Below are 12,709 nucleotides of genomic sequence, written 5' to 3' on the forward strand. Positions count from 1 at the left end.
CCCACCGGGAAGATCCACTGCCTCCGAAACGGAACGTCCGTTTCGTCGCCCCGTCCGGACGCGTGCATCCGGATGACCCGTCCCTCCAAAGGCCCGAGCCCGTGTGCGGCTTCTGCTTTTTGCCCCGATATTTACGGATAACGAATCGGCGACCGAGCGTCGCGGACACAGGGCATTCATAGGAGGCACTCCATGCGTGGAGCCACGCACGCCACATGGGTCGCCTGCGCGGCGGCGACAGCCCTCGCGGCGACGGCTTGCGGGGGCGGGGGGAGCGACAGCGCGGGCGACATGGGCGGGGTGCTCAGTTCCTCCTGGGGTGACCCGCAGAACCCCCTGGAGCCGGCCAACACCAACGAGGTGCAGGGCGGCAAGGTCCTCGACATGATCTTCCGGAGCCTGAAGCGGTACGACCCGGAGACCGGCAAGGCCGACGACATGCTCGCCGAGAAGATCGACACCTCGGACTCGCGGAACTTCACCATCACCATCAAGGACGGCTGGACCTTCAGCAACGGCGAGAAGGTCACCGCCAAGTCCTTCGTCGACGCCTGGAACTACGGCGCGAGCCTGAAGAACAACCAGAAGAACGCGTACTTCTTCGGCTACATCGAGGGCTACGACAAGACCCACCCCGAGGACGGCGGCAAGCAGAGCGCCGACACGCTCTCCGGCCTCGAGGTCGTCGACGACACCACCTTCACCGTCAAGCTCAACCAGAAGTTCTCGACGTTCCCCGACACCCTCGGCTACCCCGCCTTCGCCCCGCTCCCGCAGGCCTTCTTCGACGACCACGACGCCTGGGTGAAGAAGCCGGTCGGCAACGGGCCGTACACGATCGACTCGTACACCAAGGGCTCGCAGATGTCGCTGCGGGCCTGGGACGGCTACCCCGGCACGGACAAGGCGCAGAACGGCGGCGTGGACCTGAAGGTCTACACCGACAACAACACCGCCTACACCGACCTGATGGCCGGCAACCTCGACCTGGTCGACGACGTCCCGGCCGCCCAGCTCAAGAACGCCAAGAGCGACCTCGGCGACCGGTACATCAACAGCCCGGCGGGCATCATCCAGACCCTCGCCTTCCCGTTCTACGACCCCAAGTGGAACAAGCCCGGCATGGAGAAGGTCCGCACCGGACTGTCCCGGGCGATCAACCGCGAGCAGATCACCGACACGATCTTCCAGAAGACCCGCACCCCCGCCACCGACTGGACCTCCCCCGTGCTCGGCGAGGACGGCGGCTTCAAGGAAGGCCCGTGCGGGGACGCCTGCGAGTACGACGCCGCCGCGGCCAAGAAGCTGATCGAGGAGGGGGGCGGCCTCCCCGGCGGCCAGGTCAAGATCACGTACAACGCGGACACCGGCTCCCACAAGGAGTGGGTCGACGCGGTCTGCAACTCCATCAACAACGCCCTCGGCAACGACAAGGCGTGCGTCGGCAACCCGTTCGGCACCTTCGCCGACTTCCGCAACCAGATCACCGACGAGAAGATGCCCGGCCCGTTCCGCGCCGGCTGGCAGATGGACTACCCGCTGATCCAGAACTTCCTGCAGCCGCTCTACTACACCAACGCCTCCTCCAACGACGGCAAGTGGACCAACAAGGAGTTCGACAAGCTCGTCGACGAGGCCAACGCCGCGACCGACACGGCGACGGCGGTGAAGAAGTTCCAGCAGGCCGAGGAGGTTCTCCGGGACAACATGGGCGCCATCCCGCTCTGGTACCAGAACGGCAGCGCCGGCTACTCGGACCGGCTCTCCAACGTGAAGCTCAACCCCTTCAGCGTCCCCGTCTACAACGAGATCAAGGTCGGCTGAGCATCCATGGGACGGTACGTCGTCCGGCGGCTGCTCCAGATGATCCCGGTCTTCATCGGGGCCACCCTGCTGATCTTCCTCATGGTGAACGTGATGGGCGACCCCATCGCGGGCCTGTGCGGGGAGAGGCAGTGCGACCCGGCGACGGCCGCCCGACTGGAGAAGGAGTTCGGCCTCGACAAGCCGGTCTGGCAGCAATACCTGACCTACATGGGGAACGTCTTCACCGGCGACTTCGGCACCGCCTTCAACGGCCAGGAAGTCACCGAGCTGATGGCGACGGCTTTCCCGGTCACCATCCGGCTGACGATCGTCGCCATCCTCTTCGAGATCGTCATCGGCATCACGCTGGGCGTGATCACGGGCCTGCGTCGCGGCCGGCCCGTCGACACCTCGGTCCTGATGTTCACCCTCGTCGTGATCTCCGTCCCCACCTTCGTCACCGGCCTGCTGCTCCAGCTCCTGCTCGGCGTCGAGTGGGGCTGGATCAGACCGTCGGTGTCGACGGACGCCACCTTCGGCGAGCTGATCGTGCCGGGCCTGGTCCTCGCCTCGGTCTCCCTCGCCTACGTGACCCGGCTGACCCGCACCTCCATCGCGGAGAACAAGCGGTCCGACTACGTCCGTACGGCGGTGGCGAAGGGGCTGCCCCGTCGCAGGGTGATCACCCGGCACCTGCTGCGCAACTCGCTCATCCCCGTCGTCACCTTCATCGGCACCGACATCGGAGCTCTGATGGGAGGTGCGATCGTCACCGAGCGCATCTTCAACATCCACGGCGTCGGCTACCAGCTCTACCAGGGCATCCTCCGCCAGAACACCCAGACCGTCGTCGGCTTCGTGACGGTCCTCGTCCTGGTGTTCCTGGTCGCCAACCTGATCGTCGACCTCCTGTACGCCGTACTCGACCCCAGGATCCGTTATGCCTGACCCTCAGGGGCAACAGGGCGCGATCGCCGCGACGGGCATGGGCGGTGCGATGGACCTGGCCACGAGCGAGGGCGAGACGCTCGAGAAGCGCCCCGGCGGCCCGGACGGCTCGGGCCCCTTCGACAAGCCCCGCTCCCTCTGGTCCGACGCCTGGCGCGACCTGCGCCGCAACCCGGTCTTCGTCATCTCCGGCCTGGTGATCCTCTTCCTCGTCGTCATCTCGATCTGGCCGTCGCTGATCGCCTCCGGCAGCCCCCTCAAGTGCGACCTCGCCAAGGCCCAGGAGGGCTCCCGGCCCGGTGCGCCGTTCGGCTACGACGGCCAGGGCTGCAACGTCTACACCCGCACCGTCTACGGCGCCCGTACGTCCGTCACGGTCGGCGTCTGCGCCACACTCGGGGTGTCCCTGCTCGGCTCGGTGCTCGGCGGGCTCGCCGGGTTCTTCGGCGGGTTCTGGGACTCGATCCTGTCCCGGCTCACCGACGTCTTCTTCGCGATCCCGGTGGTCCTCGGCGGCCTGGTCCTGCTGTCCGTCGTCACCAGCAACACCGTCTGGCCGGTCATCGGCTTCATGGTGCTGCTGGGCTGGCCGCAGATCTCCCGGATCGCCCGCGGCTCGGTCATCACCGCCAAGCAGAACGACTACGTGCAGGCCGCCAGGGCGCTCGGCGCCTCCAACTCCCGGCTGCTCCTTCGCCACATCACACCCAACGCGGTCGCTCCGGTGATCGTCGTGGCGACCATCGCGCTCGGCACCTACATCGCGCTGGAGGCGACCCTGTCCTACCTCGGTGTCGGGCTGAAGCCGCCGACGGTCAGCTGGGGGATCGACATCTCCTCGGCGTCCGCCTACATCCGGCAGGCCCCGCACATGCTGCTGTGGCCGGCCGGAGCGCTCGCGCTCACCGTGCTCGCGTTCATCATGCTCGGTGACGCGGTGCGCGACGCCCTCGACCCGAAGCTGAGGTGAGCCGCCGTCATGCTGCTCGAAGTGCGTGACCTGCACGTGGAGTTCCGGACCCGGGACGGGGTCGCCAGGGCCGTCAACGGCGTCGACTACGGCGTGGACGCGGGCGAGACCCTCGCCGTGCTCGGCGAGTCCGGCTCCGGCAAGTCGGTCACCGCACAGGCGATCATGGGCATCCTCGACATGCCGCCGGGACGGATCACCGGCGGCGAGATCCTCTTCCAGGGCCGGGACCTGCTGAAGCTCAAGGGGGAGGAACGGCGGAGGATCCGCGGCGAGGAGATGGCGATGATCTTCCAGGACGCGCTGTCGTCGTTGAACCCCGTGCTCTCCGTCGGCGACCAGCTCGGCGAGATGTTCGTCGTGCACCGGGGGATGTCACGGAAGGACGCGCGGGCCAAGGCGGTCGAGCTGATGGACCGGGTCCGCATCCCCGGCGCCAGGGAGCGGGTGAAGCAGTACCCGCACCAGTTCTCCGGCGGTATGCGCCAGCGCATCATGATCGCGATGGCGCTGGCCCTCGAACCGGCGCTGATCATCGCCGACGAACCGACGACGGCCCTGGACGTGACCGTTCAGGCCCAGGTCATGGAACTGCTCGCCGAGTTGCAGCGCGAGTACCACATGGGGCTCATCCTCATCACCCACGACCTCGGCGTGGTCGCTGACGTCGCCGACCGGATCGCCGTCATGTACGCGGGCCGCATCGTGGAGTCGGCGCCGGTGCACGACATCTACAAGGCGCCGGCCCATCCGTACACCCGCGGCCTGCTGGACTCCATCCCGCGCCTGGACCAGAAGGGCCAGGAGCTCTACGCCATCAAGGGCCTGCCCCCCAACCTCATGCACATCCCGCCGGGTTGCGCCTTCAACCCGCGCTGCCCGATGGCCCGGGACGCGTGCCGGACGGACGTACCCCCGCTGTACGAGGTCTCCGCGGACCGCGGGAGCGCCTGCCACTTCTGGACGGAGTGCCTGCATGGCTGAGCCGATTCTGGAGGTCAGCGGGCTCGTCAAGCACTACCCGCTCACCACGGGCATCCTCTTCAGGAAGCAGGTCGGCGCGGTGAAGGCGGTCGACGGCGTCGACTTCGCCCTGGGCCGCGGCGAGACCCTCGGCATCGTCGGCGAGTCCGGCTGCGGCAAGTCGACGGTCGCCAGGATGCTGGTCAACCTGGAGAAGCCGACGGCCGGTTCGATCAGATACAAGGGCGACGACCTCGGCAAGCTGTCCGGCCGCGCCCTGAAGGCCGTACGACGCAACATCCAGATGGTCTTCCAGGACCCCTACACCTCGCTCAACCCCCGGATGACGGTGGGCGACATCATCGGGGAGCCGTACGACATCCACCCCGAGGTGGCGCCGAAGGGCGACCGTCGCCGCAAGGTCCAGGACCTCCTCGACGTCGTCGGCCTCAACCCCGAGTACATCAACCGCTACCCGCACCAGTTCTCCGGCGGCCAGCGCCAACGCATCGGCATCGCACGGGGGTTGGCGCTGCGACCCGAGATCATCGTCGCCGACGAGCCGGTGTCGGCGCTGGACGTGTCCGTGCAGGCACAGGTCATCAACCTGATGGCGGGCCTGCAGGACGAGTTCGACCTCTCGTACGTCTTCATCGCCCACGACCTGTCGATCGTCCGGCACATCTCCGACCGGGTCGGGGTGATGTACCTGGGCCGGATCGTCGAAATCGGCAAGGACGCCGAGATCTACGACCATCCCACCCACCCCTACACCCAGGCGCTGCTGTCCGCGGTCCCCGTACCCGACCCCGAGGCCCGTGAGCACCGGGAGCGGATCATCCTGGCGGGTGACGTGCCGTCCCCGACGCACATCCCCTCCGGCTGCCGCTTCCGCACCCGCTGCTGGAAGGCCCAGGAGCGCTGCGCACTGGAGGTGCCGGCGCTGGCGGTCCCCGCCGGGTTCCGCCTCACCTCCGGCCCGGCGGCCCACGACTCGGCCTGCCACTTCGCGGAGGAGAGACAGGTCGTGCTCCTGGACGATCACACGGAGGGCGCGGCATAGCCGTACAAATGCACAGCAACCGCGTTAACAAGCAGGCAACTCGGCCGACCCGATCCCGATATACGGACGCGTCAGTCTGAACAGCGTACGGCCGTGCGGGTGCCGTAAACGGGCCGGAGCGCGCCATGTCGCTCCGGCCCGTTGCCATACCCGTACCCCTTACGTCAGCTTCAACGACCGCTTCAGGAAGTCCAGTTGGAGCCGCAGCAGGTTCTCGGCGACGGTCTCCTGCGGGGTCATGTGCGTCACGCCGGACAGCGGCAGCACCTCGTGCGGGCGGCCGGCGGCGAGCAGGGCGGAGGACAGCCGCAGTGAGTGGGCGACCACCACGTTGTCGTCCGCGAGGCCGTGGATGATCAGCATCGGACGGTGCGGTTCCGCCGCGTCGACCAGACCGGCGTCGTCGAGCAGGGAGTTGCGGCGGTAGACCTCCGGCTGCTCGCCCGGGTGGCCCAGGTAGCGCTCCTGGTAGTGGGTGTCGTACAGCCGCAGGTCGGTGACCGGGGCGCCCACCACGGCCGCGTGGAAGACGTCCGGGCGGCGCAGCGCCGCGAGCGCGGCCAGGTAGCCGCCGAAGGACCAGCCGCGGATCGCGACCCGGCTCAGGTCGAGCGGAAAGTCGGCGGCCAGGGCCTGGAGCGCGTCGACCTGGTCCTGCAGCACCACCTCCGCGAGGTCGTCCCTGACCGCCTTCTCCCAGGCGGGCGACCGGCCCGGTGTGCCCCGGCCGTCCGCGACTACCACCGCGAAGCCCTGGTCGGCGAACCACTGCGAGGTCAGGTGCGGATTGTGTGCGGCGACCACCCGCTGGCCGTGCGGACCGCCGTAGGGGTCGAGGAGAACCGGCAGGGGAGTGTCGCCGTGGTAGTCCGCAGGCATAAGCACGGCGCACGGAATTCGACGTGCGCCCCCCTGGGTGAGGGTCACGCGCGGGGACATACCGGGATCTTCGGCGTACGAGACGACAGTCGCCGTCTGCTTCCCGTCGCGGAGCACCTGCACTCGGGCGCCGGGCCGGTTCAGTGCGGCGGACACCAGCACGGTCACGCCCCCGGCGCGTACCGCCGAGTGCACGCCGGGTTCCTGCGAGACGCGTTCCAGGCCGAGCTCGTTCACCCGGTAGACGTGCACCTCACCGGTCTCCGGGGACTCGGCGTCCTCGCCGGCCGACGCCGAGACCAGCACGTCGTCGTCGGAAACGTCCAGCACCGCCCGCACGTGCAACTGGGCGCCCGTCAATGGCCGCTCACCCACCGCGAGCACCCGCGCGCCCCCCTCGTCGGCGATCCGCACCAGCTGCCCGGACGGACTCCAGGACGGCACTCCGGGAAAAAGATCCAGCCAAATTGGATCTTCGTCCGCGTGCACCATCCGGGTCGCGCCCGTCTCCGGATCCACCGCCAGGTACAGCTGACTGCGCTGGTCGCGCGCCTGTACGAGCAGCAGTGGCGCACCCGCCGCTGACCAGTGCACATGCGCCAGATACGGGTAGCGCGCCCAGTCCCAGACAACCTCCGTGCGCACCCCGTCCAGGCCCACCACGAACAGCCGTACGTCCGCGTTGTCGGTGCCCGCCGCCGGGTACGCCACGTGGTGTGGCTCACGCTCGGGGTGGGCCGGATCGGAGATCCACCACCGCCGTACCGGCGTGTCGTCCACCCGCGCCACCAGCAGCCGGTCCGACTCCGGAGACCACCAGAAGCCCCGCGAACGGCCCATCTCCTCGGCCGCGATGAACTCCGCCAGACCATAGGTGACCTGCTCCGACTCACGCTCGGCGAGCGCCCGGTCGCCCTCCCCCTCGGCACCCACGACTCGCAGGGCGCCCTGCGCGACGTACGCGATGTGCCGCCCGTCGGGGGAGGGGCGCGGGTCGATCACCGGTCCGGCGACGGGCAGTTCACGTGCCGTACCGGCCCGCAGCTCCGCTGCGAAAAGCCGCCCTGACAAGGCGAAAGAGGCCAACTCGACGGCGGCGTCGGTGGCGTAGCCGACGACGCCGGCGCCGCCCTCACGGCTGCGCTCGCGCCGCGCCCGTTCCTCGGGCGAGAGGTGCTCCTCGGCGCCGCCCAGGAGGGCGCGCGGGTCCGCCGCGACGCGCTCCCCGGCGTCCGGGAGGTCGAGCACCCACAGTGAGTTGGCCCGGTCCGTGCCGGAGCTCGAACGCAGGAAAACGACACGGGAACCGTCGGGCGCCACGGTGAACGCGCGTGGCGCGCCGAGCGTGAACCGCTGGGTGCGGGCGTGCCGGCGGGGGAAGGAGTCAGGCTCGGTCGTCATGCCCCGACCATATTGGCCGTGCGCCCCCTTGTGAGGCTGTGCGCCGACCGATGCGCACGTACGGATAGTTATGATCACTAGCGCATAGTGGGTATCAACCTGCTGGCCTCTTGTATGGATTTATCTGCCCCCATAGTTCCGTCCCGTCCGATCCCCCACGTCCCTGGGTTCTTTGGAGGTGAGCCGCCGTGGCACTCTCGATTTCGGCGGTGGTGCTGCTGGCGATCGTCGTCTTCCTTCTGATCAAGAAGTCAGGGCTGAAGGGCGGGCACGCGGTCGTGTGCGTCCTGCTCGGCTTCTACCTGGCTTCGTCGACGGTGGCGCCGACGATCAGTGAGCTGACGACGAACATCGCCGGCATGATCGGCAGCATCAAGTTCTGACCAGCCCTTTAGGGTGGGGTCCATGACGGAACTGCCCGCCCGGCGTCTGCTGCTGGTGCACGCGCACCCGGACGACGAGTCGATCAACAACGGCGCGACCATGGCCCGGTACGCCGCCGAGGGCACCCGGGTGACCCTGGTCACCTGCACCCTCGGCGAGCGTGGCGAGGTCATCCCGCCCGGGCTCGCGCATCTGACCGGCGCCGCCCTGGGCGAGTACCGGCTGCGGGAGCTCACGGCCGCCATGCGTGAGCTCGGCGTCGAGGACTTCCGTCAGCTCGGCGGCGTGGGCCGTTACCGGGACTCCGGGATGATGGGCCTCGCCGACAACGACGACCCCGCCTGCTTCTGGCAGGCCGACGTCGACGAGGCCGCCGCGCACCTGGTCGAGGTGATCCGCGAGGTACGGCCGCAGGTCCTCGTCACCTACGACGAGAACGGCGGGTACGGCCACCCCGACCACATCCAGGCGCACCGCGTCGCCATGCGCGCGGTCGAGCTCGCCGCCGACGCGGGCATCGCGGTCGCCAAGGTCTACTGGAACCGGGTGCCCCGCTCCCTCGCCGAGGACGCCTTCGCGCAGCTCGAGCGGGACCTGCCCGGCCTTCCCCTCACCAAGGCCGCGGTCGTCGACGACGTACCGGGCGTGGTCGAGGACGAGCACATCACCGCCGAGATCGACGGCACCGCGTACGCCGCCGCCAAGGCCGCCGCGATGCGCGCGCACGCCACGCAGATCACGGTGACCGAGCCGTACTTCCTGCTCTCCAACGAACTCGCGCAGCCTCTCTTCACGACCGAGTACTACGAGTTGGTACGTGGAAAGCGGTCGTCCGGCTCACGGGAGAACGACCTTTTCGCCGGTATCGAGGAGACGTCATGAGCGACCGGACGACTTCCGCACTGGCCCAGCCCCTGCAGCGGCCCTCCCTCGGGCGGGCCGCCGCCTACCTCGGGCTGCTCGTGCTCGGCGCGCTGGTCGGGGTGGCAGGGGCGCTGGTGCAGTCCGGCTGGTTCCCGGGCGGGCTGCTGCTCGCGCTCGCCGCCGAGGCCGGGCTCTGCCTGGGCGGGGCGAGGGCCACCGGCAGCCGGGCCGGGGCCGTCGCGCCCGCCGGTGGCTGGATGCTCGCGGTCATCCTGCTCACCGCCAGCCGTCCGGAAGGCGACTTCGTCTTCGCCGCGGGCAGCGGGTCGTATCTCTTCCTGCTCGGCGGGATGGCTGTGGCTGTGATCTGCGCCACGCTTGCCCAGGGGCGGCAACCGGGCGGCGATGGCGTCCGACTTGGCAAGTGACGTACCACTTCGCCATACACAGTGCGTGGGAGTCCGGTGATGGTTTCCCCGGCGGTCGTGGGATACGCGCCAGAAGTGGCCAGTATGGTGGTGCGCGCCGCCGAGTCGCCCGAGAGAGGTCGTAACGCGGGCGGCGGAGCCAACCGGGAGAACCTGCCTTGAGTCGTGAAACTGACAGTCCGTCCTCCGGGCCCAACGGGCGCGGCGGAGCCGCATACCCCTCGGGCACGCCGCCGTACGGGACGCCCACGGCTTCCGACGGCGGCCCGGACGCGGGCCGTTCGGCCGCGCAGCCGGAGGAACGCAAGACCGAGACCACGCTGACGACCCGGATCCGGATCAACATCCCCGGATCCCGCCCCATTCCGCCGGTCGTCATGCGCCAGACCGTCACCGGGGCCGAGGCCGAGGGTGCCGACGACGGCACGGACGCCGACGCGTCGGTGCCGGGACCCGCCCCGTCCACGGGCACCACCGAGCCTCCCGCCGAGACCGGCCCACCCGGCGAGGAACAGCCGAGCGACTGGTTCGCGCCCCGCAAGTCCGGCCCGGCCAAGGGCAGTCCGGGCAGCGGCTCCACCAACGGGGCCGGTCTGCCCGGCGGTTCGAGCGCGCCGGGTGCCGGTGGCGCCGCCGCGGGTGCGGGTGCGCCCGGCGGTACGCGTTCCGGTGGAGCCCGTCCCGGTGGCGTGGTCGGCTCCATGAACGTGCGGGGCGGTTCCCGGCCCGGCGGTGCGAGCGGCACCGGGGCCGGTGGCTCCCGCCCGGGCGGTACGAACGGCGCCGGGCTCCCCGGTGGTGCCACCGGCGGCCCTGTCGCCCCCGGACACGGCGGCGGCACCGGTTCCTTCGACGTGACCGAGGCGCTGTCCGCGGGCGGCCCGCCGCCCGGCGGCTCCCGCCCCGGTCCGGGCCGCGACGACCTGCCGTACTTCTCGGAGAACGGCAATGGCCAGAACGATAATGGCCAGCACAGCAACGGCCAGAACGGCCAGAGTGCTCTGAGCGGCTACGACAACGATCTGAGCGGCTACGGCGGCCAGAGCGGTCCGAACGGACCGAGTCCCTACGGCGGCCCGAACGGCCCCAGCGGGTTCAACGGTCCGAACGGCCCGGGCGGTCCCGGCGGCCCCGGCCCGCAGGGCCCCGCAGGTCCGACCGGCGGCCCGGTCACCGGCGACGGTTCGCTGATGCCGCCCGTTGGTGGGGGGCCCGACACCCTCGGCGGTTCCTACGACTTCAACGGACCCGACGGCCTCGGCGGCTCGGGCCGGCCCGGTGGCCCGGCCGGTCCTCCTGGGGTCCGCGGCCCGGGCGGGCCCGGTGGGCCCGGTTCCCCCTCCGGCCCCTCAGGGGGCCGTAACCCGGCCGGCCCGGGCGGGCCCGGTTCTTCCACCGGCCCCTCCGGCTTCCCCGGCCAGGGTGGGCCAGGCGGCCCCGGCGGCCCCGGTTCTGCCTCCAGTCCTTCCGGCCCGGCTGGTCCAGGCGGTCCGGGTGGGCCCACCGCAGGGCCTGGTGGCCGCGGCCCCGGTGGTCCTGGTGGCCCCGGTGCGTCGCAAGCCTTCGGTGGTCCTGGTGGCCCCGGTGCGTCGCAGGCCTTCGGCGGTCCTGCCGGTCCCAGCGGCCCGGGCGGTTCCCCCGCCCTGGGTGGTCCCGCCGGACCCGGCAGCGCCCCCCACGCCGGCCGTGGCCCAGGCGGTGGCCTGAGTGACGACACCGCGATCCTCACCCCGCAGAAGCCGGCCCCCGAACCCGGCGGCCACGGCTACGGCGGCGCCGCCGACAACGTCTCCGGGCACACCGTCACCAGCGGTATCCCCGTCGTGCCGTCGGACCGCAACGGGGCCTTCCCCCCGGGCGCCCGCACCGACGCCCCGGCGCCGCCCACGACCCCGAAGCCCGAGTCCGGCAAGCCGGCCGCCGCGGCCAAGAAGGCCAAGAAGAAGGGCCGCAACAAGCCGGCGCTCCTCGGCGGTGTCCTGATCGTCATCGCGGCCGGCGCCTACGGCGCCGGGCTCCTGATGAACAGCTCCGACGTGCCCAAGGGCACCACCGTGCTCGGCGTCGACATCGGCGGCGGCACCCGGGACGACGCCGTCGAAAAGCTCAACGAGGCCTTCGACAGCCGCGTGAACAAGGACCTGAAGCTCACGGTCGACGGCAAGACCGTCACCCTCAAGCCGGAACAGGCCGGGCTGCAGTTCGACATGACGGCCACCGTCAGCGGGGCGGCGAACAGCGACTACAACCCGGTCTCCGTGATCGGCTCGCTGTTCGGCAACCACCGGGTCGTCGACCCGGTCATGCCGGTCGACGAGGAGAAGCTGCAGGCCGAGCTCCAGGACACCGCCGGCGGCACCGGTTCCGCGACCGACGGCACGATCGAGTTCAAGTCCGGCAAGGCCGTCGCCGTGTACGGCAAGGCGGGCAAGGGCATCGACGTGGCCAGGTCGACCGCGGCGGTCGAGGAGGCCTACCGCACCCAGGTGGAGACCGGCACCGCCCCCGCGGTGGCGCTCGCGACCACCACCAAGCAGCCGACGGTCTCGAACGCCGAGGTCGACCGGATGATGAAGGAGTTCGCCGAGCCGGCGATGTCCGAGCTCGCCACCGTTCAGACCGACGCAACGCACAGCATCAACTTCGGCTCCGTGTCACTGCCGAAGATCCTCGGCTTCAAGCCCGTCAACGGCAAGCTCGTGGAGACGTACGACCTCGACGCACTCAAGGAGGCGTACGGCACCACCTTCGCGGGTGTGAAGATCGACGGCGCGAGCGGCAAGCGGGACGTCCTGCCGCAGGACGTCGCCTCCGCGCTGGGCAAGGCACTGCGCGGCAAGACGACGGCGGAGCGCACGGTGGTCATCGACACCACCCCGAACTAGCGGGGCGCGGTCACGACGAGGGGGCACCCGGCAGCACGCCGGGTGCCCCCTCGTCGTGGTGGCAGGGGACCGCCGTATGACATCTGTCATCCGGTAGTCAGGATCACCGACACTGCCG

The 12,709-nt window shown here is 70.3% G+C and carries 10 protein-coding genes; 9 read left to right on the forward strand and 1 reads right to left on the reverse strand.

Annotated elements, in window-relative coordinates; all coding sequences use genetic code 11:
• Nucleotides 1–192: 192 nt before the first annotated feature.
• From ACFWWR_RS15790 to ACFWWR_RS15810, 5 genes are read left to right on the forward strand one after another with little or no spacing between them, the layout of a single operon-like run.
• A complete protein-coding gene (locus tag ACFWWR_RS15790; RefSeq protein ID WP_383858213.1) occupies nucleotides 193–1,824 on the forward strand; it encodes an ABC transporter substrate-binding protein in 1,632 nt (543 codons plus the stop codon).
• A 6-nt stretch (nucleotides 1,825–1,830) separates the two neighbouring features.
• Nucleotides 1,831–2,754 carry an ABC transporter permease gene (locus ACFWWR_RS15795; protein WP_383858216.1) on the forward strand — a complete coding sequence of 308 codons (924 nt, stop codon included), beginning with the start codon at nucleotides 1,831–1,833 and terminating at the stop codon, nucleotides 2,752–2,754.
• Entirely contained in the window at nucleotides 2,747–3,724 is a 978-nt protein-coding gene (locus ACFWWR_RS15800; RefSeq protein WP_383858219.1) for an ABC transporter permease, read from the forward strand. The genes ACFWWR_RS15795 and ACFWWR_RS15800 overlap by 8 nt, the downstream gene beginning before the upstream one ends.
• A gap of 9 nt (nucleotides 3,725–3,733) precedes the next feature.
• Nucleotides 3,734–4,708, forward strand: coding sequence for an ABC transporter ATP-binding protein (locus ACFWWR_RS15805; RefSeq protein ID WP_383858222.1), 975 nt, complete (start codon nucleotides 3,734–3,736; stop codon nucleotides 4,706–4,708).
• Nucleotides 4,701–5,750 carry an ABC transporter ATP-binding protein gene (locus ACFWWR_RS15810; protein ID WP_384303694.1) on the forward strand — a complete coding sequence of 350 codons (1,050 nt, stop codon included), beginning with the start codon at nucleotides 4,701–4,703 and terminating at the stop codon, nucleotides 5,748–5,750. Before ACFWWR_RS15805 ends, ACFWWR_RS15810 begins: the two co-directional genes overlap by 8 nt.
• Nucleotides 5,751–5,909: 159 nt before the next feature.
• Here the strand turns inward: ACFWWR_RS15810 and ACFWWR_RS15815 are convergent, their stop codons facing one another.
• On the reverse strand, nucleotides 5,910–8,030 hold the full coding sequence (locus tag ACFWWR_RS15815; protein ID WP_383858228.1) for a prolyl oligopeptidase family serine peptidase: 2,121 nt from the start codon (nucleotides 8,028–8,030) through the stop codon (nucleotides 5,910–5,912).
• A gap of 188 nt (nucleotides 8,031–8,218) precedes the next feature.
• Here ACFWWR_RS15815 and ACFWWR_RS15820 point away from each other — a divergent pair, with 188 nt between their 5' ends.
• The 4 genes from ACFWWR_RS15820 (at nucleotide 8,219) to ACFWWR_RS15835 (ending at nucleotide 12,591) form a co-directional block, all read left to right on the forward strand.
• Nucleotides 8,219–8,413: a hypothetical protein gene (locus ACFWWR_RS15820; RefSeq protein WP_053749487.1), complete on the forward strand. Its 195-nt coding sequence runs from the start codon at nucleotides 8,219–8,221 to the stop codon at nucleotides 8,411–8,413.
• A 22-nt stretch (nucleotides 8,414–8,435) separates the two neighbouring features.
• Complete coding sequence (mshB, locus tag ACFWWR_RS15825) at nucleotides 8,436–9,296, forward strand: N-acetyl-1-D-myo-inositol-2-amino-2-deoxy-alpha-D-glucopyranoside deacetylase (protein WP_383858233.1); 861 nt, start codon at nucleotides 8,436–8,438, stop codon at nucleotides 9,294–9,296.
• Nucleotides 9,293–9,706: a DUF6113 family protein gene (locus ACFWWR_RS15830; protein WP_383858235.1), complete on the forward strand. Its 414-nt coding sequence runs from the start codon at nucleotides 9,293–9,295 to the stop codon at nucleotides 9,704–9,706. Before mshB ends, ACFWWR_RS15830 begins: the two co-directional genes overlap by 4 nt.
• 158 nt (nucleotides 9,707–9,864) lie before the next feature.
• Complete coding sequence (locus ACFWWR_RS15835) at nucleotides 9,865–12,591, forward strand: hypothetical protein (protein ID WP_384303696.1); 2,727 nt, start codon at nucleotides 9,865–9,867, stop codon at nucleotides 12,589–12,591.
• Nucleotides 12,592–12,709 lie beyond the last annotated feature (118 nt).

This window comes from Streptomyces sp. NPDC058678, assembly GCF_042714835.1.
Taxonomy (GTDB): domain Bacteria; phylum Actinomycetota; class Actinomycetes; order Streptomycetales; family Streptomycetaceae; genus Streptomyces.